A 24892-nucleotide genomic window follows, 5' to 3' on the forward strand; every position below is an offset into this window, starting at 1 on the left:
CCGAATTTATTGCTTTTTGCCGATTGTCAATTTGCTGAAAGCCGAAGAATCATAGGATTTTTGCATAATATCCAGATACCCGGTCAAGTTCAGACCGTCGAAGCCTTTGACATAAGAATCCCAATCCTTGTCCAGGCTCTTGTTGCCGGTGATGAATTGCAGCGCGTTTTGGTTGACATAGTTGGTAATGTTGGTTTGCATCATGCTGGCTTCGTCCGCAGAGTTTTGATCGATCCAAACACCCCAGTAAGGGAACACTTGATCCGGCTGTTTGCCGTCGTAGTTGTCTTTGGTAGCATCGAATAATCTGCGTTCATAAGCATCGTCATCATAGATATCGGTTGCTTGAACTTGAGAGTTGCGGAAAGCGGCATCCAAATCGTATTGGCCGAGCGAGCCCCAAGAATTGTTATGCGGCTTTTCGCCGGCTTTCAGGTTAATAGACGCCCATTTCGGTTCGATTGAATCGTCCAGCGCTTTTTCGCCCGGTTCCGGTTTACGCCAGTCGACATTTTCAATCCCGGCATTCGCCTGAATTTCTCCTTCGAAGGTGTAAATGTAATCCAGCATTTTAATCGCGGCGACTTGCGCTTCTTTGCTGGCCTTGTTGGTCAATACGAACGAAGCCCCTTGGTTACCGGTGTATTGCGTGGTCGCAAAACCGACACCGTTTGGTCCCGTAATTGGCGGGATCGAATTATAGTCTTTGGAATAACGGTTGCCGTCGGAAATATCAACGAAAATGGCCGGGTGCATGCCTGCCCCTGCGCCGAGAATTTGCGCATCCCCGTTTTCCCCGATTTTCTTGAACGCATCAGCGTTTTGCGTAAAGGCCCCCGGATCGATCAACCCCTCATCGTACAGGGATTTGATGTAAGCAAGACCATCTTTCCATTCGGTTTTGTTGGCGGCGAAGTCGACTTTGCCGTCCTTCATCGTCAAATAAGTACGGTCGTCGTCATAAATAAATGCGTTCATCATGAACGGAATGACGTGTACGCCGAAGGTTTCGATGGAACCGCTAAGCGGCACTTCGTCTTTTTTGCCGTTGCCGTTCGGATCGCCATTTTTAAACGCTTCCAACATTTTCTTGAAATCTTCGGTTGTCTTCGGAGTTTCGATGCCAAGCTTCTGCATCCATGTGGTGTTCACCCACAATTTGTTCGGGAAAGAGCAGTGATAACAAGCGCTCAGCCCGTTGATCCCATAGATTTTGCCATCCGGAGCCGTATTCATGGCCGCATAGTCCGGATTGTCTTCCAGTGTCTTTTTCAAGTTCGGTGCATATTGATCAATCAGATCGTTCAAAGGAAGTATAACCCCTTGTTTGCCGTAACGCATCAAATCATTCTGTGAAAAATTATCGATGTACGGAACCAGCAGGAACAAGTCCGGGTAGTCGCCGCTGGCCAGCGAGATTTGTCTCTTTTCCGGAGCGCCGTCAAACGGAACCGTCGTCCATTTAAAGTTGATATTGAACTTGTCCTGAACCACTTTCGTAAATGCGCTCGTTGACAGGTCCTGATTGTTCGCCGTATCCTGATCGGCAAATACGCTGATCGTCACCGGACCGGCCGAGGCGGAGCCGTCATTCCCCGATCCCGAGTTGCTTGAAGCGTTTCCGTTGTTGCCGCCTTTGGAGCAGCCCGACAAAATCAGCGTCAAGGCCATTACGCACAGGCATAAGATCTTCCAATTTCTTTTCATACGACCTCTCCCTTTGAAATGAAATAGTTGCCATGCATAAACCGCGCTTCCCTGCATTTATCTTCTCTGGGCATCCCCCCTTTAAGAGGTGATTCAAAACCGCCGCTGCGTTACCCTTTCACAGAACCGATCAGCATGCCTTGAACAAAATAGCGCTGTACGAACGGATAAATAATCAGCACCGGTAAGCTGGCAACCACGATGAGCGCATACTTGACCAGTTCGAGCTGCTGCTGCTTCTCGACCATCAAGCCCGCGTCCATGTTGCCGCCGTTAGAGTTCAGAATCAGGATGCTCCGCAATACTAGCTGCAGCGGATAAAGCCCCTGCGATTTCAAATAAATCAAAGCGTCAAAATAAGCGTTCCATTGTCCTACGGCATACATCAGCGCCAGCACCGCGATAATCGGCTTGGATAGCGGAATGACGATGCTCAGAACGAATCTGATGTCGCTGCAGCCATCGATTTCACTGGCCTCGGCCAGTTCGTCGGGAATCGAGGTGCTGAAAAATGTCCGGGCGATGATGACCTGCCAGACCCAAATCGCGTTCGGAATGAGCAGTGCCCAGCGCGTATCGATCAATCCGAGCGATTTGACCACCATATAGCTCGGGATCAGGCCCCCGGCGAACAGCATAGTGAAAACGATGAATACCATAAGCGCCCCGCGGCCGAAAAACGTTTTGCGCGATAAAGGATAGGCGATCATAATCGTCAGCGATACGCTGATCAGCGTGCCGACCGCGGTGTAAAACAATGAGTTTCCGTACCCGCTGAGTACCTGGGAATTTTGGAAGACCGCCTTGTAGCCTTTCAAAGACACATCCACCGGCCATAGCCAAACACGTCCCGACGACACGGCGGCCGGACTGCTGAACGACGAACTCACAATATAAATCAACGGGTAAAGCACGACCAGCAGCGCCGCGAACAAAAGCACATAAACGATCCCCAAAAATATCCGGTCCCCAAACGATTCACGAACGGTATTTTTGCGTCCTGCCATAACCATAGCCATAACCTGTCTCCTTTCTGTAATCCCCTACCATAGGCTGTTGTTTGAGATCCGCTTGGCAACGAAATTGACCACAACCAACAGAATTAAGTTGATTACGGAATTAAACAGGCCGACCGCGGTCGCAAAGCTGTAGTTGGCATTGAGCAACCCGATTTTGTACACGTAAGTGGAAATAATTTCGGATGTGCTTAAATTCAGCGGATTCTGCATCAGATAGATTTTTTCGAAGCCGATTGCCATCACATTGCCGACGCTCAAGATCAGGATAATGACGGCAGCCGGCATGATCCCCGGAAGATCGACGTTGATGATCTTTTGAATTCGGTTAGCCCCATCGACCTTGGCGGCTTCGTAAAGGGACGGGTCGACCCCGGCCAGAGCGGCCAGATAAATAACCGCGGAGTAACCGGCGGTTTGCCAAACGTCCGACCACACATAGATCGACCGGAACATTCCCGGGCTGCCGAGGAAATTGATCGGATCCATGCCAAGTCCGCCCATTATGGTATTGACGATACCGAGACGCGGCGCAAAAAACAGCATGATGATGGATACAACGATCACGTTGGAAATGAAGTACGGCGCATAAGTCACGAGTTGAACCATACGTTTAAAGCCCTGGCCTTTCACCTCATTGAGCATTAAGGCCAGAATAATCGGAATCGGAAAGCTGACCGCCAGCAAATACAATGAGATGAACAGTGTGTTCTTTAGCAGGCTCAGGAAAGCCGGATTATGAAAGAACAGCTCGAAGTATTTGGTCCCGGCCCATGGGCTGCCCCAGATTCCTTTAATGACGTTGTATTCCTTGAAGGCCAGGACTGCGTTGCCCATCGGGATATACTTGAAAATGATAAAATACAAAACCGGCGGTATGACCAGCAGATAAAGCTGCCAGTGTCTTCTTAAGCTTTTTGCCGCCTTCCCTTTGAGTCCCGGAGACGTGCTTTCTTTCTTCCGTCTTGTTTGTTTTGTTGCCAACTCCGTGGTTGCCAGATGAATCCCCCCCTGTTGATACCGCTCCGTCCAAATTGTACGGCTCGAAAATTTGTGAGCGCTTACGACCCGATGGTAGCGCTTTATCGGCAGGACCGTAAAGGTACAATTGGGGAAAAAAGCGTACGTTTGGCCGTTTCGGCGAGCGTACGCTTCTTACTCCGGCGTACAGTTCTCGCGGCATGCTTGGCAGCGGCAGCGGTACGCCTATAAGGGATTGCAAAGAGCCCTGCGGAAGACTCCTCTTCCGCTTAATTTTGACGGTACACGCTTGGAGAAATTCCTTTGACGCGCTTAAAAGCGCGGCGGAAGGAGTGGCCGCTGTTGTACCCTACCCGCGAGGCGATCTCATCGATCGTCAGTTGGCTTTCTCTCAGCAGCTCGGAAGCTTTTTGAATGCGGATCAGCTCCAAATAATCGGATAAATTCTCCCCGGTCTGTTCCTTAAAGATATGGGAGATAAATTTCTCCGGACGTTTGAGGGAATCGGCAATTTGGCACAGCGAAAGGTTGGCGTCCCCGTACTCTTTTTCGATCAGCTGTTTGATCAACTGTACGGTCTCCCCGTGGAAATCGTTTTTCCGCTGAGTGATGCCCTGGCTTATTTCGTACATGATCGCTTTCAGGCTCATCCGGAACGAATCCACCCGGTCCGTAGGCTGTACCTTGGCGATCTGGTTCTTAAGCACCTCGGCGACTTCTTCGTCGTAGAGCGATTTTTGATCGAGCAGCTTGAACAGCGTTCCCTTCATCTCGACGATGAGCTGCTGTCTCATTTCAATGGAGAGCTCGCGGTCGCCGAAGTTCCGGGCGATGATCTGGTCCACAATCCGGAGACCTTCCTCGAATTCCCCGGCTTTCAGCGTATTAAGCAGCCGCTGTTCCGTTTCGATCGGATAATAATACATGGCCGTTTCCTTGACGATATCGCGGTACCAGGTAATTTGCCGCTCCGCCGTGTACTGGGCGTATTCCATCGCCTGCTGCGCCTCGTCAAACGACCGGCCGATATCCAGCAAGGTTTTATAACAATTGCCCATGGCCATGCTCGCGGTAATCCTGTATTCGTTGAATGCGCTTTCAAATAGCAGGGAAATTTTCTGCTCGAATAACCGCTTGTCTTCATCCTCGAAACCGTTGCCGGCCGGGTAAAGAATCGCGATTTTATCGGAATCCCAGTCCGTGATCAAAAGTTCAGGTTCGGTTTGCAGCAGCAGCGGTTTCAGCATCAGCCGCGCCAAGCTTAGTTCATGGATAATTTCCTCATTGTCCAAACCGCCGTATCCGTTGATTCTGATCAGGCCGACATATCCGCATCCGGCATCCAGCTTAAGTCCGATTTGCGAAGAAACCGCGTCGATTTCCTGAATGGAAAGGAATTCGCCGATCAGCAATCTTTTGATGAACGCGTCCTGCAGGAACGGCAATTGCCTGCTCAGTTCGGACTCCAACTGCTGGTTGTTCGTAATCAGCCTGGTGATGCTCCCGGCCAGGAAGTCGTATTCGTTTTTGGCTCCGTTTGGACCGGCCGTAACCTGTTCTTTGAATACACGCAGCAATCTGGCGATCGGCGCGCTGTTCCGGTAGGACAACGTCATGATGATTAAAAGGCCGATGATCGCGGCGGCGGCCGTAACCGTCCACGTCACATGTTCGATTTTGTTGGCTTGCACCCGGATGACTTTTTCAGGAATGCCCGCCGTATACAAAAAGCCGGAGGTCGGGGATTTGATCGAGATCAGCATCGTCCCGTTTTCGAAGAACTGCTGGTCTCCTTCTTCCCCGGAAGGGATGTGGGACAGTTTTGAGACCGCGCCGGGCTTGATGCCGCTGGATGCAATCGTGTTTCCGTTATGGTCGGTTATGAGCGCCCAGCCGCCGAACTGATCGGACACGCTGTCGAGCAAGCTGCCGATTTTCTGTTCGTCGACTACGACGACGACATTGGCCAGAGGTTTACCTAAGCTGCTGACCGGCAGCGATTGGATGAACGTAATGACGGAGTGGTTTTCTTTGTTTCGGATAAAAGGCTGCATAGGAAGGATTTCATTCTGGTACGACTGATTCAGGATTTTCTCCTTCCACTCCTCGAAAGACATGTTGGCGTAGCGGTTCAGCTCATAGAAGTGCTCCGGGCGAAAGTATAGAGAATCCGGCGTCAGAATAACGTTGTAATTATTGAAGTAAACATAGAAATTTTGCAAAAAGTCGTTTGTTCGGCTGTAGTTGGCCAGTTCCTTGGACATTTTCCACAGCCCGTACACATTCGTCTGCTCCCACTGCGGCTGCTCCGTAATCAACTGCCCCAGGTCCTGATTGATCATCAGTTGTTTCGTGAAGCTCCCGACCTCGGTTAACCGGGTTTCCAGGATCTCCTTACTTTGATTGAGCATGATCCGGCTATTCTCGATGGAACTGGTCTCCGCGACGTCGACCGAAGCGCGGTACGAGAAATAGCCGGCGATATTCGGCAGCAGCAAAACGATCAAATAGGATATGACAAACTTCCGGAACAGCGGCGAGAAAGTTATCTCCTTCATAATCATGCTCTCTCCTCCCACTTGCAAACGATCTCTACCGCTTAATTAGCCAAAAACTTCATGATGCGTTGGGCGGTACCCGTGCTTCGCTCATCCTTCATTCCGGTATTGCGGATCGTAATTTGCATACTTTGAGGTTCCGACTGGGGCAGAAACGTCGCGATGACAGGCCGGTATGCCTGGAGACACCACTCATCGAACAGGTTCACCTGCACGAAAGGAGCTCCGTTGACCGAATATTCGAAGATTCCCGTGTCCGGGCCGCAAAACATCAGAACACCTGCGCTTTTCCCGTAAACGGAAAAGGTTGCAGAAGCGCCCGAAGCGTCAGCGTAAATATGCTCCGTATGAAAGCGCCAATTCATGATTGGCTCCGATTGCAGTCCTTTGCGGACAAAAGCTTGCACTTGATCCGCGGCTGAGAGGTCAAGCAGGGCGCCGTACTCATAATTCCCCGGTTCTATAGGCGACGGCAGTTTCGAGTTTGGAAGGCTTTCTTGAGAATCCGCAGACTCTCCGGGCGCAGCAAAAACCTGCTCCAAATAATCGCATAAATAACCGGCGTATTTCGCATATCCCGCATCATTCGGATGAACTCGATCGGGAGCAAGCTCCTCCCATTCGATTTGCCCGGAAGAAATCAGCTCGTATACTCCCGCCGCAAAGTTTACGGAAGGAATATCATAGTGGGCGGCCACCTCTTCGTGAACGGCAATGTTAAACGGTATGCCTTCGGTCAGGTTTTTGTCCGCAGCCGTATAAAGGAAGCAAATATCTCCGCTTGGATTAAGCCGCCGAAATTGCCTAACGATTCCCTCCATGCCGCGAATGGATTCTTCCCGGTCCGTTCCGTCGTTCACACTGAATTCAACAAACAGCAAATCGATTTTTCCGTGAGACAATACGTGTTCTTTCAGGCGATGTGCTCCGAAGGTCGAGTCGGTGCCTCCTACCCCCGCATTGATGCAGGTTACCGCGGCCGGGGAGAAACTTCTCTTTATATACTCTCCCGTCAGCGCGCGATAACTGGTTTCGTCCGGCTTCGACGCTCCGTAGCCTTCCGTGATAGACCCTCCCAAAAAAGCGACGATAATCGGCTCACGCCGTTGCAGCTTGCCGGCTATCTCCGGCAAACCCTTGCGCGGATTGACATAACGTGCATTGGACACACTGTACTTCTCCATTATTTAACCCCCTCTTGAATGTTGTACTGCTGAGTCCAGGCCGCATACATAAGGCATCGTAATGGTAACGCTTTTATTGGCAATTCGTAAAGGTACAATTCGGCTTTTCAGCGTACGATTCTTCCTTTTAAAAACCGGACGTCCCCTCCCTTCCGGGAAATTGATCCGACGATCGTGCAACTTTTGGACACCTCGCTAAATACATCCGCCGGCCGTTCGGATAAATTTGAATTGTTGTAGAAGAAGCCTACCTCGAGGAGGAGAAACAGTGCAAGATATCAGGTCATATCAAAACGGACGAATATATGCATTTGAACGAGCAAAGCGGCATAATCTTCGGTTTAACGGTCCGGCAAGCGGCTTTTTTGAAGGGGCTCTGCTGGGCAACGGCGGAATGGGTGTTGTCGCAACGTCCCGCCCCGATGCGGTTTTGCTTCATTTCGGACACAACAACGTATGGGACATCCGGATTGCCGAGGAGCACGTCGATGAAATCGGAACGTTTCAAGAGGTGTACGACAAGTTTGCTTCGCTTCCCGAGGACCTCTCTTCGTTAACGGAAGATCCCTGGTACCGGAAATATTGCGATATGGCCGGCGAAAACTACCGCAAGTCCTACCCGCGGCCGATGCCTTGCGGCTCGCTGCTGCTCCGGTTCGACCGGCGCGAAGCCGAGGTGCTGGGTCATACGCTGCACATCGCGGACGGACGCTGTACGGTCGATTTCCTGTTCCGCGGCAGACCCGCGGTGCTGGAGCTTTTCGTAGACGCCGAAGCGGACCGGCTCTGGATGCGTGCGGCCGACGCGGAAACCGGGGAAGGGATCCCGCTGTTCCGGGAAGTCAAGCTGATTCCCGACCCGGATACGCCCGCGGAATTCCCCGCCGCCGTTGTTCAAGCGAACGGGCAGGAGGGAACGGACGTTCAAGCCTTCACGCAGATCCTGCCCTTTGCCGAGGCGCCTTCCGCTCCTTATATCGGGCATCCCCAGGATAAGGCATTCCGGCTGGCCGTTCGAACCGCCGGAATAGGGTGGCCGGGGAGCGGTGAAGATGCGGCCGTGCCGGTCGAAGAGCAAAGACAGGCCTTCGCCGCCTGCGCCGAGCTGTGGGAAGGCTCAAGAGCGTGGGTCGAAGCGTCGCCGGAAGCCGGAACCGCCGGAATGAGTTGCCCTCCCGAATTGTCAGGCTATGAGCATGCCCGGACACGGACCGCGGATTGCTGGGAAGATTACTGGAGCCGCTCCGCCGTGGCTTTGGAAGACGAGTTCCTGGAACGGGTTTGGTATAGGAACCTGTATTTTTTAAACTGCTCCGTCAAAGAAGGCGTTACCTGCCCGGGCCTGTTCGCCAATTGGAGCTACCGCGGCATCGGTTCGGCCTGGCATGGCGATTATCACATGAATTACAATACGCAGCAGCCTTTTTGGGCGGCGTTCTCCAGCAATCATCTCAACAAGCATCTGCCTTATGCGGACATGGTCGATCATGTGCTTCCGGTCAGCCGCAAATGGGCCAGGGAATATTATGGCCTTCGCGGCGCGTATTTTCCTCATTCCGCTTATCCGGTGGAAATGACGATGATGCCTTATCCGGTCCCGCATTGGGGCTGGGAGGTCTGCGAAACGCCGTGGACCGTCCAAAGCCTGTGGTGGCATTACCTGTATTCAATGGACGTAAGCTTCCTCCGGGAACGCGCTTTCCTGCCGATGAAAGAAGCGGTGCTGTTTATGGCCGACTATATGAAGCGGCCGGAAGCTCAAGGCGAACGTTGGGGGGATGACAAATACCATATCTTTCCCACTGTCGTTCCGGAGCTCTATGAGATTGCACCGGGCTTTGCAAGAAACAGCGACTGCCTCATCGACTTGACGCTGAGCAAATTCGTCTTCCGCGCCTTCATAGAGGCCTGCGGCATTCTGGATCAAGAGGTTCAAGAAGCGGAGCTGCTGCGGGAAGTGCGGGACATTTTGGACAGATTCCCGGACTACCCTACTGCGGAATCGAAGAGGGGCACCGTCTTCGTTTCGGTGGCCGGGGAAGATCCCGAAACGGTGTACAACGTGCCGATTCCGATCACGACCGTGTTTCCGGGAGAAGAACACGGTCTTCACTCTTCGGCCCGCGAATACGAAATCGCGGCGAATTCCTATCTCAACCACCGCAACGAAGGCGGGAATGAGCTGGTCTTCTATCATTTGGCCGGAGCCCGGCTGGGCCTCCTTGATCTCGAACGGTTCAAGCGGCAGATCGAATACTGCCTGCTGCCAAACGGGACTTGCACCGACCGGGTGCTGATGACCGGCGGGCGTTATTCCGACACCTTGGACTTCGATTTTATGGCCGAAATGGGCGTCTGGTTCGAGAACTTCGCGCTGCCGGCCGTCATTAACGAATGCCTGCTGCAGAGCTACAACGGGACGCTGCGGTTGTTCCCGAACTGGCCCGCGGATAAAAAAGCGGAATTCCGCACGCTCCGCGCGGTTGGCGGGTTTCTGGTCAGCGCCGCCTTCGAGCGTGGAGAAGTGGCATGGATCGAAGTCCTGAGCGAAGCGGGCGCCCCTTTATCCCTCCTGGCACCTTGGAAGGAAGGCGCTATGGCTGTTCGGCCCGGCGGCGCCAGGGAACATTTCCCCGGCTTCGACGGGACGGGCGGAGTCGATGCCGTCTGCCGAATGGCAACGACCGCCGGCGAGACGATACGCATTGTGAAGCAAAGCTGATCGGGATACACAAACAATATGGAAAAGGTCGAGGAAGGAAAACGTGGGGTTCCTTACTCGACCTTTTTTGCTTATTACCGTCTTTTCTTTACTCGCCGTTTTGGCTTATCCATCGGGTCTTCCATTCGTTCGCAGCATGGCGCCGGCCGCCCGAAGATTAAATCGTAACAGCCAGTCGCTGCAATATCCCCTATTCGTGTCCCGGTTCTTACCCGCGACGAAAATACTCACCCGGCCCTTCCGGAAATTCGCCCAATAAGAAAAAATAGCTGCATAAAGTACATTTAATTTTGCATTGTTAAGCCGAAAAAGGCCCAATAACCCGAATTAAGTGCAGAAAATGCAGCTATTTCTTTAGGCAGAGGTTCCGCCGGATATTTAGATGTACTTCTTACAGTTAGTTGCTGCCCGGATTTCATCGAATGAAGCGGGCGGTTCGGCTATGCGTGGCTAGGGCTAGAGACCGTTTGAATCAGCGGCCTCCGCACATGTCATTAATCCAAACGCCGCAATTGAACAAGCTGGCTGGCGTAATCCCCGCGGAGTGTCACCGGCAGGCCGACATTCATCAGCGTCGAGCCGTGCCATACCGGAGCAGGACCGTCCTGATCAAGCTCCGACACGACTTCGTAACGCGCGTCAGAGTCCAAGCCCTGCAGCGCGATCCGTATCGCCCCATAGCCGAAATACTGCGCCTGCCGGAACGCGAACACGACAATATCCTTGCGGTCGCGGCCGATATACTGGCTGGCGGAGATGTCCCCGTCTTCGAAGGACGCAAGCCGGTATAAGCTGCCGCCGGCGATCACATGGCGAAACTGCTTGTACTGCTCCACGTAGCGCCCGGCTTCGGCCACTTCTTCAGCGGACCAGTTTCCAATGTTCGCTCCGATGCCGAGGCCACCCATCATGGCGCTGTGGAAGCGGAACGAAAGCGGCAGCCGTCTGCCGTTCATGCCATGCGGCGATTCCGTGACCCAACACATCATCACGGATGGGCTGTAGGCATATGAAAAGCCCTCCTGAATCGTCAACCGGTCGCGGGCATCTGTGTTGTCGCTGATCCAGGCCTGATCTGCGTACCGCAAAATACCGAGGTCGATTCTCGATCCTCCGCCTGCGCACGTTTCGAATTCAACCCGCGGAAATCTCCGGCGCAATTCGTCCCAGATTTCGTAGAGGTGATCCACATGCTTCACCCATACCGATTTGTCGGCATGCTCCCGCAAAGGTACCGCTCCGGGTTCAGTAATCGTGCGGTTCATATCCCATTTGATAAAGGAAATATCGTACGAGCCGAGCAAGTCCGACATAAATTCAAGTACGAACTCCTTGACCTCGGGTTTGCCCAAATTGAGCATCAATTGATTGCGAAGCTGCGTGCCTTCGCGCGTCGGGAACTGATACACCCAGTCCGGATGCTGACGGTACAAATCGCTGTCCGGATTAACCGACTCCGGCTCCACCCAGATCCCGAAGTCCATGCCCAGGCGCTTAACCTCGTCGATCAGCTCCTGCAGCCCATTCGGGAATTTCTGCGGGTTCACCTGCCAATCGCCTAGACCGGCCCGGTCGCTGTTCCGCGCGCCAAACCAGCCATCGTCGACCACGAACCGCTCGACGCCCATTCGGGCCGCCTGTCTGGCCAGTTCCAATTGCCCCTGGACCGTAACCGCAAACTCGGTGGCTTCCCAAGAATTATACAGCACTTTTCTTTCCCGCGTGCCGGGAAGGACATATTCTCGCTCATATTCATGCAGGTTTCGGCTCATCGCCCCAAATCCGCCGGAAGCATAGCCGCCCGTAAAGACCGGCGACGCATAGCTCTCCCCTGGCGCCAGCGTAAAGGCGCTGTCGAAATCGTTGATCCCGCCGCCGACGCGGACGTGGCCAAAGCTTGATTTTTCGAGCACGATTTTCCAGTTACCGCTCCAGCCCAGTGCGCCGAACCACACCTTGCCCGAGGTTTCGTCCGCCTTGCCGTTATCGACGGCAAACCACGGATTGGCATGCGGTCCCGTGAATCCTTGACGGGATTCCAGCACCTTTTTGCCCTCCGACAGCGGCTGCGTCCGCAGTTGGAATTCGCCCGCCCAGCGTCCCGTCACATGCGTCAGCCGGTAATCCGGCAGCGCCGGAACGGACCAGGCTGCCGCCATGACTTGATCGATACGGACCGGAACGTCTTCTTCATTGTGGACCTTCACATACCGTTCGATCAGGTCGTGCTTTTCAATAACCCGGTAGCAGATCTCCACCCGAAGCCGGTAAAAGGCATCCTTCAGCCGAATCACCAAGCGGTCTTCAGCCGGAAGCTCGAAGCCGGCGTATTGCAGCTTCAAATCGCGCACGCCGTTCCCGAATCTTACTTTCAGGCAAGGCTCGGCATAATGACTGCCGCCCCATCCTCCATACTCCTCCGCATCGCGGTTCAGATCGGCGTCAAAAGAACTGTGATGGCGAAGTTCCAGCAGTTCGGCGCATTCCGAGGCCTCAATCGGTTCGCCCCAGTGCAAATGCTGAATGGTTCCTTTCTCGTTGACGCCAAACACATAAGACGTCCGGGCCGTACGGATTTCAAACAAATTCAAGGATTCCAAGCATGAAATTGACAACGATAGTCCCTCCCATTTTCCATTAACCTTTGACGGCGCCGGCTGCGATCCCCTTGATGATGAATTTTTGCATGAACAGGAAGAACACAATGACCGGGATCATCCCCATCACGGCATACGCAAACGCCAGATTGAGATCGCTGCTGTACTGTCCGAAGAAAAAATACTGCTGCAGCGGGATGGTTCGGTATTGATTGTCCTGCAAATATAAAAGAGGCAGCAGGAAGTCGTTCCAAATGTAAAGCGCGTTCAGCACGACTACCGTGGCCGTCACCGGTTTCAATAACGGAATAATGATCCGGGCGAAAATTCCCGGCGTGGAGCAGCCGTCGATTTTGGCGGCTTCTTCGATCTCCCTGGAGATTTGGCGGATAAACGCCGTAAAGAACAGAATCCCCGTCTGAATGCCGAAACCGCCATAGATCAAAATAATTCCCCAATGCGTATCCAGCATGTGGAGCGTTTTTCCGAGTTTGTACAGCGGAAGCATCGTGACCTGGAACGGAATCATCATGCCCGAGAGGAAGATCAAAAACAAAATATTATAAAACGGCTTGTTTCTGCGTGCGATGGAATACCCCGCCAAGGCGGACACCAACACGATAAGCACCACGGATAATGTCGTGATGATCAAGCTGTTCGTAATGGCAAGCGGAAACTTCGAGGTCTCCCAGGCATGCGTGTAATTGGCGAAATTCAGGCCCGGCGGCAAAGCGTAGAAACTGTCGAAGGTCTGCTTGGACGTTTTGAGCGACATCAATAATGCGACATATAACGGAAACAGAAACACCAGCGCCAGAACAAGAAAAATGACAAAAGCAAGCGTTTTGTTCGTCTTCATTACATTTCAACCTCCCGTCTTCTGGAGATCGACATTTGGACGACCGTGACGATGACGAGAATGAGGAAGAACATCATCGAAAGCGCCATCCCGTACCCGCCTTTGAAGGAAGAGAACGAAGTCCGGTAAATGTAAGTCGACATCACGTCCGTGGCGAAACCGGGACCTCCGCCCGTGGTAACAAAAACGAGATCGAACACTTTCAGCGAGCCCGTCAGCACCAGCAGCAGGTTGATCGTAACCGAAGGCGCCAGCAGCGGCAGCGTGATGTGCAGGAAGTTTTTCCAGGTCCCCGCTCCGTCGATTTTGGCGCTTTCGCTTAGCTCGCCCGGAATCCCCTGAAGCCCCGCGATATAAATGATCATCGGCGAACCAACCCCTTGCCAAAGCGCGATCAGAATCAGCCCGAACAAGGCCTGATCTGGATTGCCGAGCGGGCTGGATGCCGATATGCCGAAATGGCTGAGCAGATTCGGGATCCCCGTGCTGTAGTTGTAGCTCCAGACAAAACCGGCCAGCACGATGGAAATGACGCTCGGCAGGAAAAAGATCGTCCGGAACATGTTGCGCAGCGGCAAAAAGGAATCCAGCACCAAAGCCAGCAGCAGCGACAGCAGATTGACGAGAATCGTCAGAATAATCGCATATTTAAACGTGTGCCATAAAGCTCCCCAAAAGTCGGAGTCATGAAAAACCTGCACGTAATTATCAAATCCAACGGAAGCAAACGAATTCGAAACTCCATCCCAGTTCGTGAAGGAGTACCTTGCTCCCATGATCAGCGGTATCACGACCGCCATAATGAACAATAACGTTCCCGGCAAAATAAACAGGACATACCACATTTCGTTTCGTACGGCTCTTTTCCAGTTTCCCATAGGCTTATCCTCTCCTTGATGAACGGAAGGCACAGGCCCTGCCCATGCCTTCTGTCCATGAAGCTCTATTTATGATTTTTGCTGACCCAATCGTCCAAATCGGCTATGATCTGATCCATCGTCGTTTTCTTGAAGAACAATCTTTGCAGGTTTTGGTCGAACTGAGCGCGCCAGTCAATCGTGGTTTTGGCCAGGAAGAGCTGGGAGTCGTAAGTTTGAGCATTGTCAAAATACGGCTGCAAATCTTTGAGGGCCGGAGCGATGTCGGTCGAAGTGCCCTTCACGTAGCTGAGCGATTTGATATTGTTGACCCACAGGTCCCCGCCTTCTTTACTGGACATGAACTCCAGGAATTTGAGGGCGGCTTCCTTATTTTTGGTCTTGCTGCCGATCGCCAGCGAAGCGTCCGCGTTGAAATCGAGTTTGTTCAGGCTTTCGTCGTTGCTGAACGGATACGGGAAGTAGCCCAGGTTGTTGTTGTACAGATCCGGGTTTTTCTTCTCGATGTCCGGCAGCGGCCAGGTGCCCATGTACATCATGCCTACGTCGCCTTTGGCGAAGAGGTCTACCGCGCCGTTGTAATCGACGCCGAGTTGGTCCTTGTTGCCGAGTTCAAAAAGCTTCAGCGCATGTTCCATTGTGGTCTTGATCGCCGGGTTGTCGGCAAATTTCGCTTCTCCGGTTTCGATCTTGTCGAAGAAGTCCGGTTGGTTCTCTACGAGCGCCGTGTTGCTCGGCAAGTCGCGGGTATCCCACATCGTCAGCGTCCATCCGTCCTTCCAGCCCAAAGCAAACGGTGTTTTGCCGGCAGCTTTGATCTTCTCGGCGGCGGCGATCATGGCGTCATAGGTTTTTGGAATCTCAATGCCGAGATCCTTGAAGATTTGTTTATTGTAGAACACGGCGATCGGGTTGGCGTTCAGCGGCATAATGTAGTTCTTACCGTCCGTCGCTTGGCCTTTCACCACGTTTTCGTCAAAATTGTTCAAAAACGGCTGTCCGGTCAGGTCCATCAGATAACCGCCGTCGGCAAACAGCTGCGTATTAAATCCGGCATTCAGCGTAAACACGTCAATGATGTCGCCGCCGGCCAGCTTGGTCTTGAGCAGCGTGTAATAATCGTCGTATTTGACCGGTTGAACCTCAACCTTGATATTGGGGTTCTCTTTTTCGAACTGCTCGACGATTTGATTGATTTGATCGGTAAAGTCACTTTTGAAATGCATGAATTTGATCGTCACCGGTTTATCCGAGGAACCGTCCGAGCCGCTGGAGCTATTGGTCGTTCCTTGGTTTTGGGTGCCGCCGTTAGCGGACGATGCCGCATTGTTGTTCCCTCCGCAAGCCGCGAGCAGCATGCTCAACATCAGGATGCAAAGGCTAAGAGACATCCATTTTTTCTTCAATTTTGTTTCCCCCTTCGTCTTTTCTTCAGACCGCGGACGCGAGGCTGTAAGCGCTCTCCCGTCCTGTCTATATCGTACCGATCCCAGGGAAAACCCGGAATAAAATAAATTGGCGAGCTCATGTTCAATTTTTTGTGTTCCGATTTTCGGTGAGATGCCGATCTCGGTATTCCGAAGGCGTGAGACCCGTGTTTTTCCGGAAAACCTGGCTGAAATACCGCTGGTTTTCATAACCCACGAGCTCCGAAATCTCGCTGATTTTCCGCTCCGAACGGCTGAGCAGCTCGCAGGCCTTTTCCACCCGTTTACGCGTAACGTATTCGATGAAATTTTCCCCGGTCACCGATTTGAACAGCTTGCTCAAATAACTGGGGTCCATGTGGAATCGAGTGGCCGTGTCGATAAGGCCCACATCCTCAAAATAATGACCGTCCAGAAAAACGGCGACTTGGCCGATCAAATGGGTGGGCTCCGATTCTTTCCGGCGAGGACCAAACGTTTCGATTGCTTCCAGCCATTGCTTCAAGAGCTGCCGGGCCTCCCGGATGTCCATGACCCCGGCGACTGCCTGGGGAGTAAACACGGGCGGGCTGTCGGAGCCGATCCCTTGCAGCTCGGACATTGCGAGATCCATGATTTTGCCCAGTTCATGATGAACCTGGGAGATCGTCATCGCCGCGTTGTCCTCTATCTTGCGCGTGTAATCCTCCAGCAGTCTTGCGCTATCCTTCAAATTTCCAGAGGCAAACGCCTGGCGGATTGCCTGCAGGTCGAAGGAAGATAACATTTCCGGCCCCGGCTTCCCGCAAGGCTCTCCCGCCCGGGCGACCGTCAGTCCGGCTCCGTTCAGCCTTTCCCGGCCGATGGCCTGATTGCAGGCGCGATACGCTTCGGGAAGCTCCGCCAGTTGGCCGCAAGCGGGGCCGATCCCGGCGATAACGTCAAGACGCAGCATTTTTCCCACCGCATCGTGAAAAGCGTTCAGCCATGCAAAGGAACCGTCTTTGCCGAGCTTCTCCTCGGGTAAAATCAGGCATAATCTCATGCGCCCGTCGGAGCGATAGACGAGGGCCTGTTCATCCTGCAAAATCTCGTGCAGAATGTTCTCGATGCTGAACATGAGCAGATCCGCGTTCCCGTGAAAACCGTTGCGGGCCGTTTCAAGAAACTGCCGGAAAGCCATGACGACCAGCCGGTAGCTTTTCAGCATTTCCGCCATTTGCAGCTCTTCCGCACGCAGCTCCATATCCGACCGGTTGGCGATGCGCTGGCTGGTCACGTTTTGCAGAAACACGGCCCGTTTCAGCTTCCAAATCTCCCGCGTCTCCATTTGCTGCTGCCTCTGGCTCATTTCGCTGCGAATCGCTTCCAGCGCTTTGGTCACGGAGAGGCGTAGCTCCGAAATGGAGACCGGCTTCAGCAAGTATTCACACGCCTGGTATTGAATCGCCGCCCTTAAGTATTCGAATTCGGAATACCCGCTGATCACGATGACCCGGATGTCCTTGTGTTTGGCGTGAAGAATCTCCAGAAATTTCTGCCCGTTCATCACAGGCATGTCCATATCCGTCACCACGATATGCGGCTTGCCGATCTCAATCAGCTCCAGCGCCTCTTCCCCGTGCCGTGCCTCTGCGATCACTTCCACGTCCAGGGCAAGCTCGTTGATCATCCGGCTGATCGATTTACGCCCTAACGACTCGTCGTCCACAACCATCACTTTATACATTGCCGGCCCCCCGATGCTCATATGGAATGGTGATGCTTACCGTAGTCCCTTCTCCGGCTGTACTGTCCAGCTTGAGGCCATATGGCGGCCCGTAAAACAATCTAAGCCGTTCATGCACGTTCCTAAGTCCGATCGATACGCCGGAAAATACCTCCGAGGACGGATGCTCAAGCGCCTGCTGCAGCGCGGCCAGTCTCTCCGGCTCCATCCCCGGTCCATTGTCCCGGATCTTGATTATAATGTCTTCGCCCTCCCGGGCGGCCGATACTCCAATGCTGAGCGCGCGGCTTTCGTCTTTGCGCAAGGCATGCACGATGATATTCTCGAGAATCGGCTGCAAAACGAACCGGATGATCGGACTGTCCATCAGCTCCGAATCCACCTCAAACTCCGTCTGCAGCAAATCTTCAAAACGAAGCTGCTGAATGTACAAATAATTGTTCAAATGCGCCAGCTCATGGCCGATGGTCGACGGCATATTCCCCTCGTAAAAGCTGTAGCGGAACATGTCCCCAAGCGCGCGGCACATTTCGTGAATTTCATAGTCGCCGATCAAAATGGCCTTTCCGCCGATCGTTTGCAGCGTGTTATATAAAAAATGCGGGTTGATCTGCATCTGGAGGGCAAGAAACTGCGCTTCCTTATTCCGCAGCTGCATTTTGTATTCTTTCTCAATAAGCTCCTGAATCGTTGCCGTCATAAAATTAAAATTAGACGTCAGCTCGGACAAATCGTCATGCCAGCGGTACGGCTTCAAAGTGACGTTGAAATTGCCCTTCCGAACTGCCCTCATCGCCTTGCCGAGCGATTTGATCGGTTTGGTGATGGACTGCTGAGCCAGCATGGAAAACGCGGCGATGACCAGCATGACCAGAACGAACGCCATAATCGTGATCCGCAGCGTCGTGCTTCGGTTATGGGCCAGCTCCGTGCCGGGATAAACGACACTTAGGCCAATATTGGAATGATCCAGCGAGGAATCGCTAATCAGCAGGTTTTGCTTATCGGAAAAATGAAGATTATGCTCATTGCTGTCGTCGAGCGAAGCCGGGGAATGAAACGGAGCGATTTCCTCCGCATAGCTGGCGTTCGTCCGGTAAAACACTTCGCCCCTGCCGTTCTGCAATACGATTACATTCGGCTGGCGGTTGTAAGTCTCGACCTTTTTAACGAAATCCTTGCCCTTCACATAAAAAATCAGCGTCCCGTACTTCTTCTTGTAAAACGGGTCGTAAATCGTCATCGCGTACATAAAAAGGTCCTGCCGCAGCACGGGGTCCTTATAAACGAACATCAGGGAATGCTGAAACGGCAGATCCAATATTTCCTTGTAATGCGGTACATTTTCGTCCAAACGGATGGCATCGTAGCTGTCGGCTCTCGTCCAGGTGTCCTGAAGCGAGTTGTTGCTGCCGTACACCATGATTTTGATAATGTCCGCGTTGTTGCTAACGGCGAGCCGATAATAGCTGGCCAGTGTTTCCCTTACATTGATGATATTTTCGTCGTTATAGTTCGTTCCGTATTCCATCAGATCCATCACCCGCTTAAACCCGTATACCTGCAGCGCCGAAGTGGAAAAGCTGCGAAAATACTGGTCCAAGTAGTCGGACAAATATTCGGCGTTCTGGTCGGAGCTGCGAACCATCGTTTGCTCCAGAGAACGGGTGCTCGACTGATAAAACAAATAGGACAAAATCAGCAGGGGGAGCAAGGAAATCAGGACCGTGACCCAGACGAATTTGGTTCGAATGCTCCGGTTCATAAACAACCATTTGATCAAATGCGAGCGCCCCCTTGCTGTTTGTATGTTTAACTGTGTTAGGCCAAGCCCCGGATGCTGCTCGAACTGGTTTATACACTAATAAGTTTAGTGCGCCAAATGTATCATTCCAGCCGCGTTGACTGGTCATTGGACTAAGTAGCGTTGTATCAAATTGAACACGGTCGTGCGGTATGGCTGAAATGTTGCATTTTGTACAACATTCTGGGCTGGGCCAAGCGATACTAGCTGAAATGTTGCATTTTGTGCAACAAATTTGGCCTTAACGGCTGTTTTTGAGGCGATTTGCTGCATTATGTTGCACTTTTTACAACAAAACGAGCGGCAGCCCTCCGAAATGGTCAAAAATGTTGCACTTTTTACAACATTACCGCAAAGAGGTGACTCCTTATTTGGAAATCCGGTTCGAGCGCCTAAATTGCCAGTCGCCATACTAGAAAAATGTTGTGTTTGGTGCAATAAGTTGAGCATAGGCAGGCCATTTCACACAATATCCAATGTATAGACTGGGCTGCGACACTGAATTGTTGTGTTTGGTGCAATAAGTTGAGCACGGTCGTGCGGTAGGGTCAAAATGTTGTATTTTGTACAACATTCTGGGCTGGGCCAAGCGATACTAGCTGAAATGTTGTATTTTGTGCAACAAATTTGGCCTTAACGGCTGTTTTTGAGGCGATTTTCCGCATTATGTTGCACTTTATACAACAAAACGAGCGGCAGCCCTCCGATATGGACAAAAATGTTGCACTTTTTACAACATTACCGCAAAGAGTGTGACTCCTTATTTGGAGATCCAGTTCGAGCGCCTAAATTGCCAGTCGCCATACTAGAATTCAGCCGGACCCCGTGAAAACCGGCATTATTGCGAGCTATTTAACTAGTTGGATCCGATTAGTCTCATTCGCGGAAAAACTGGACAATCGCAATGCCGCAAAAATTCCCGGTCCGGCAAGCTTGATCATTCCGCGGCATTCCGCAGCGGCATCACATAATAGAGTGTAATCGCCCTTCCCGCTTGCTTCGCGACTATTCTACGCTGACCTCCAGGTACCAGCGGTACTCACCGTGCGGCGGAACAACCGCGGCTTCGCCGTGCTCCATCGCGTGCCGGAGGCTGTCCATACGGCCGGTGGCAGGCTCGATGGCCACGTGATAATTGCCGTTAAAGCCGCCGTAATTGGCCCAAACGGCCAAATAAGGGACCCGGTCGGCCGGGAAGCGGAACGTCAGGGCTTCGCCCGTCTCGGGGTCGCTGATTCCGGCCGCGCCGGCCGCGGCTTTGCCGACGAAATAATACTTCTCGGCGAACTTGCCGGCATCCGGCTCCATCAAGCTGAGATCCACAGGACCGTCGGCGGTTTGGACAACCGGCCAGGAACGCAGATCCCCAAACGTACCTAGACGCTGCCCCTCCGAATAGGATACCTCAATTTCGGTAAATCTTTCCGGCACATGCAATTTCATGCCCGCATGCATCCGAAGCAGCGGGTGTGCCGCCCATAAAAACGAAAACGGCGACGCCGACTTGTTCGTAACGATATATTCCAAGCGCAAAGTCCGCTCATCGTATAAAGAAAATGTTTTCTCCAACAAATAAGGAAACTCGGTGCCACCCACGCTGCAATGCAGCCCTGCTTCCGTGATACGGTCCTGCCAGGGTTGCGACCAGACCTCCCCGTGATCGGGAATCGGCTTGCCCTGCCATGGCTCTTGCGGATATGCGCACGGATCGATGCCGGGGAACATCTCGTCCCAGCCGCTTTCGTCTCCGGCGGCAAAGGAGGAGCCATAGCCCCCGTTACCCAGCGGTTTCCCGCTGTGCCACAGCCATTCCCGGTCCGTCTTGCGGTTCCGCAAGGAAATCATCTTGCCGCCAAGCGCCGGAACGATGCATACGGAAAGCTCTCCGGTCTCCCCGATCCAGGCGGAATACCCTTCCGCTTCGGCTTTTCGCCATTGTACCATGGGCAACCTCTCCTTCTAAATGAGACTTGCCGCTCCAATCGGAGCGGCCTGAAGTCTCAAAACCATATTTACTTTAGTCAATCATTTTCCGGTGTATCAAAGCTCCTTGATGGCCCGCGTCGAGCCCAAGCACTTCATTAAAGCGAGTTCCCGCTTCCTCGGTGCGGCCGAGACCCAAAAGGCCCAGACCCAGCATGTAGCGGCAGTGAGTTTCGTTCCGCAAATTCAGATCATCCTCGAACACGAGGAAATCCGGAAGCGATACGGCAAAATAGTCGAACTCCACGTCGTCGAACAGATGTTTTTCCGCATAGTCGATCAGCTTGTTGAAGCGCCGCTTGGCTTCGCTTTCCACCTGCAGCTTTTGCCAAGCCAAACCTTGGTAGAAAATCATATCCGGCGGCTGGTCGTTGTAATACATCGCTCCGGCCGGCTCCTCCAGCCCTTGCGAGGCGACGGTCCAGCATTCTGCCGCGCGTTCCTTTTGTCCAAGCCCTTCATAGGCTTTTCCCAGATAGAAATAAATATTGTTCTCCTGGGCTCCGGAAAGCTTGCCTTCCCCAAGGTTATGCGGGTAGATCAGCGCTTTTTCCAGCAGTGAAACGGCTTCTTCGTAACGGCCTTCTTTCAGCGCACGCTTGCCGAGCTCCACATGGGCAAATACATGCTGTCCCGTGACCTTGCCTTCCCCGCCTTCCCATGGGTGGAAAATGCGGACTTCCAGCGCATGGATTGCTTCTTCGTGACGTCCCAGAGAGTTAAGCAGCGTGACGTATTCCACATAGAGGTCATCGCGTTTTTCGACGAGTTCCTTATACTGCTCCAGCTTGGCAAAACGCTGCGCCGCAGCGAGACCGAGTTTCTTGTACAGCTGGTCCAGCTCGTAAAATACACGGGCGTCCGAAGTATTCAGCGCGAATGCTCGTTCCAGCGATTTCAGCGCCGCTTGCTTGTCGTTTTGTTTATTGTAATAAGCCAGCGCCAGATTCCGGTGGACGGTCGCAAAATCGTCTTTCACGGCGCGGGACGCCTCCCAGTGCGCAATTGCGTCCGCCGGCCGCTTCTTATCGTACATCCAGTTGCCCAGATAATAGTGGGCTTTGTCATCCTGCGGATCGGCCTTGATTGCGCTCTCCAGCACAAGAAGATCCATCAGGCTGTTCGGGAAGCAATAATCCGCTGGAGCCGCTTTGCCGCCCAAGCGGTGCGCGGCAGCCAAGTCCGCGTGACCGGCCCGCTCATAAGCGTAAGCAAGCGTGTAGTGCAGCATCGGATATACCTTGGCGGAAGCGGATGGCGTAATCCGGTTCATGACTTCGACGGCTTCGGCATAGAGCCCGCTGCCGATGTAGTCCGACGCCAGCTGCAGCACGTTGTGCTCATCGTCGCGCATGAAGCGTCTGAGCTCGGCCAGCGCAGCTTCCGCTGCGTCGGTTTCGCCGAGGGCAAGCAGCGCGGCCCAGCGTTCGTTGGCCGCTCCAAAATCGGCGGGATCAAGCGCCAGCGTCTCTTCCGCATACTCGCGCGCTTTCGCCGGAAGCCCCAGCTTGCGCAGCAGCGCCGCCTTCAAATGCCGCGCCTTAAAGTTGCGGCTACCCCGAACCAGCGAACGCTCAACGAGCTCGAGCGCTTCCGCAAAGCTGCCCTTGCCGCAAGCGATCGCGGCCAGGGAGAAATAGCCGCCGTCCTGCCATGCGGCGGACCACACGGCTTTGTAGAAGGCCGCAAACGCCTCGTCCTCGCGGCCCTGCATGTTCAGCGCTACGCCGAGCTGGTAGTAGGCTTCGCTGTCGTACGGGTTCGGGTTGCGCCACGTGAGCGTTTTAACCGCCGCGCGGAAATGCCCCTCGGCGTCCGCGAACCGGCCGCGCCGCAGCAGCAGCGTGCCGTAGGCGATGTTGATGCGGATGTCGCCGGCGTCCCGCTTCAGACCTTCGAGATAATAAGCCTCCGGCTCAAAGGTAGCGTGCCGATACTGCTCCAGATGCAGGCCGGCCAAATAGAGCTGCTCGTTCGTCTTCAGCTCCTCAGGTTTCGGCAGCGGCTTTGCGGCTTCCGGAACCTGCTCGATCGAAGGTTCCGCCGGGCGGTAGGAAATCAGCGCACGACCCTCGCGGTTGCGAATGGTCACGGTCAGATCATGCGGCCGGTCGGCTTCGTCAAGCGTCACTACGGACTTGTACGTCGAAGTCGGCGAGAGCAGCACCGTATCGGACACATATGTCCGGCGCGCGCCCTTCAGTTCAATGACGGCGCCCTCATTAGCCGAAGTGGCATACGCCAGCACCGTAGCGGTACGCGCCGATTCGTCGACCTCCAGGTTGACGGCGGCTTCGATCGACGCGTTTTTGACGACGCCGATGTCTTTATAAGGCATGAAATACTGCTTAAAGGATTTCTCTTCATAAGGCGCAAGCCAGGTGAAGTCCGGCTGATTGTCGGTATACATCCCGGTCATCAGTTCGATATAAGGGCCGTCTTCGTCGGTCAGGTTGCGGTCCCAGGCTTGCCCAAACTCGCCATTGCCCCAAGTCCACTGCTTTTTGCCCGGGGATACGTGGTGATTCGCGACATGCAGCAGGCCGGCCTGAACCCCGTGGTCGTATCCGCCGACAAAATTGTAGTCGGATTTGTAAGCCATGTAAGATGTCGGCACCGGGATGTTCTTATAGCGGGAAATGTCGACGCCTGCGGAATAATCCATTTTGTAATACGTACCGGTAGCAATCGGGAAACGGGATACGTCCCGCTTGCCGTGGTCAAATACGGCGGTTACGTCCGGCGGAAATACCGACTGCGTATAGTCGTTGACCGCGACGGCCGGGTTCGCCCACCACAGAAAGGTCTGCGGTTCCGGCGTCCGGTTGTACAGCTGCGCGGAAATTTCCAGATAGGCCTTTCCGGGATGCAGCGAGAACCCTGCCGTAACTTTCGTGCCGTTCATCCGGTCGATTTCGCCGATTAACACGGTAGCGCTTCCATCTTCATTCCGCTCCAGCCGGTATTCCACCGGGCCAAAGGTGTTCGGACGATGGTGCTGCGGCCAGTTGAATTCGATGCCGCCGGAAATCCACGGTCCCGCAAGACCTACCAGCGCCGGTTTGATCACGCGGTTATAGTAGACGAAATCGTAATTGTTCGTTTTGTCGAGCGCCCGGTAAATCCGCCCGCCGATTTCCGGCATGATCTCGATCCGGACATATTCGTTCTCCAAAATTACCAGCCGATAGCTGACATCCGTCTTCTCATCGGCGATTTTATCGATGACCGGATGGGGATATACCCGGCCGGAGCTTCCTTGGTAAACCCGTTTTTCCAGGAACATCGGGTTTTTGTCCGGCTGTCCTACCCCATACGTCGGGATCAGCTTATCCTCTTCCCAAGCGCGCACTGCGGCGGCCGAAGCGGCTTTTTGCTGCTCTATGCTCATTAAAGGATCCCTCCTAATTTAAAATGTGGCGAAGCGTTTCCCCTCGCTTACCTTTACTCTACCGCCGGACAAGGCGG

At 53.5% G+C, this 24892-nt stretch carries 14 protein-coding genes; 1 reads left to right on the forward strand and 13 read right to left on the reverse strand.

Annotated features, from left to right (window positions below):
* Positions 1-6: 6 nt before the first annotated feature.
* From ACI48K_RS15350 to ACI48K_RS15370, 5 genes are all read right to left on the reverse strand, one after another.
* A complete protein-coding gene (locus ACI48K_RS15350; RefSeq protein ID WP_475028483.1) occupies positions 7-1707 on the reverse strand; it encodes a type 2 periplasmic-binding domain-containing protein in 1701 nt (566 codons plus the stop codon).
* A 110-nt stretch (positions 1708-1817) separates the two neighbouring features.
* On the reverse strand, positions 1818-2726 hold the full coding sequence (locus ACI48K_RS15355) for a carbohydrate ABC transporter permease (RefSeq protein ID WP_475028484.1): 909 nt from the start codon (positions 2724-2726) through the stop codon (positions 1818-1820).
* Positions 2727-2750: 24 nt separating this feature from the next.
* Positions 2751-3560 (reverse strand): ABC transporter permease, encoded by an 810-nt coding sequence (locus ACI48K_RS15360; protein ID WP_475028534.1) that lies wholly within the window; start codon positions 3558-3560, stop codon positions 2751-2753.
* Positions 3561-3973: 413 nt separating this feature from the next.
* Positions 3974-6262 carry a helix-turn-helix domain-containing protein gene (locus ACI48K_RS15365; RefSeq protein WP_475028485.1) on the reverse strand — a complete coding sequence of 763 codons (2289 nt, stop codon included), beginning with the start codon at positions 6260-6262 and terminating at the stop codon, positions 3974-3976.
* Positions 6263-6303: 41 nt separating this feature from the next.
* Positions 6304-7446, reverse strand: coding sequence for an SGNH/GDSL hydrolase family protein (locus tag ACI48K_RS15370; protein WP_475028486.1), 1143 nt, complete (start codon positions 7444-7446; stop codon positions 6304-6306).
* A 268-nt stretch (positions 7447-7714) separates the two neighbouring features.
* On the opposite strand from ACI48K_RS15370, the gene ACI48K_RS15375 reads away from it, so the two are divergent.
* Positions 7715-10168, forward strand: coding sequence for a glycosyl hydrolase family 95 catalytic domain-containing protein (locus ACI48K_RS15375; RefSeq protein ID WP_475028487.1), 2454 nt, complete (start codon positions 7715-7717; stop codon positions 10166-10168).
* A 494-nt stretch (positions 10169-10662) separates the two neighbouring features.
* Here the strand turns inward: ACI48K_RS15375 and ACI48K_RS15380 are convergent, their stop codons facing one another.
* The 8 genes from ACI48K_RS15380 to ACI48K_RS15415 form a co-directional block, all read right to left on the reverse strand.
* Complete coding sequence (locus tag ACI48K_RS15380; protein ID WP_475028488.1) at positions 10663-12783, reverse strand: alpha-galactosidase; 2121 nt, start codon at positions 12781-12783, stop codon at positions 10663-10665.
* A gap of 22 nt (positions 12784-12805) precedes the next feature.
* On the reverse strand, positions 12806-13624 hold the full coding sequence (locus ACI48K_RS15385) for a carbohydrate ABC transporter permease (protein ID WP_475028489.1): 819 nt from the start codon (positions 13622-13624) through the stop codon (positions 12806-12808).
* Positions 13624-14502, reverse strand: a complete 879-nt coding sequence (locus ACI48K_RS15390) for a carbohydrate ABC transporter permease (protein WP_475028490.1) — start codon at positions 14500-14502, stop codon at positions 13624-13626. The genes ACI48K_RS15385 and ACI48K_RS15390 overlap by 1 nt, the downstream gene beginning before the upstream one ends.
* 65 nt (positions 14503-14567) lie before the next feature.
* Positions 14568-15908 carry an ABC transporter substrate-binding protein gene (locus tag ACI48K_RS15395; protein WP_475028491.1) on the reverse strand — a complete coding sequence of 447 codons (1341 nt, stop codon included), beginning with the start codon at positions 15906-15908 and terminating at the stop codon, positions 14568-14570.
* 124 nt (positions 15909-16032) lie between these two features.
* The gene (locus tag ACI48K_RS15400; RefSeq protein ID WP_475028492.1) at positions 16033-17637 is read right to left on the reverse strand and encodes a helix-turn-helix domain-containing protein; all 1605 of its coding nucleotides are present in this window, start codon (positions 17635-17637) and stop codon (positions 16033-16035) included.
* On the reverse strand, positions 17630-19420 hold the full coding sequence (locus tag ACI48K_RS15405; protein WP_475028493.1) for a sensor histidine kinase: 1791 nt from the start codon (positions 19418-19420) through the stop codon (positions 17630-17632). The genes ACI48K_RS15400 and ACI48K_RS15405 overlap by 8 nt, the downstream gene beginning before the upstream one ends.
* A 1026-nt stretch (positions 19421-20446) precedes the next feature.
* Positions 20447-21385 (reverse strand): DUF4432 family protein, encoded by a 939-nt coding sequence (locus ACI48K_RS15410; RefSeq protein WP_475028494.1) that lies wholly within the window; start codon positions 21383-21385, stop codon positions 20447-20449.
* Positions 21386-21458: 73 nt separating this feature from the next.
* Positions 21459-24815: a tetratricopeptide repeat protein gene (locus tag ACI48K_RS15415; RefSeq protein WP_475028495.1), complete on the reverse strand. Its 3357-nt coding sequence runs from the start codon at positions 24813-24815 to the stop codon at positions 21459-21461.
* Positions 24816-24892 lie beyond the last annotated feature (77 nt).

It is taken from the genome of Paenibacillus terrisolis (assembly GCF_056171975.1).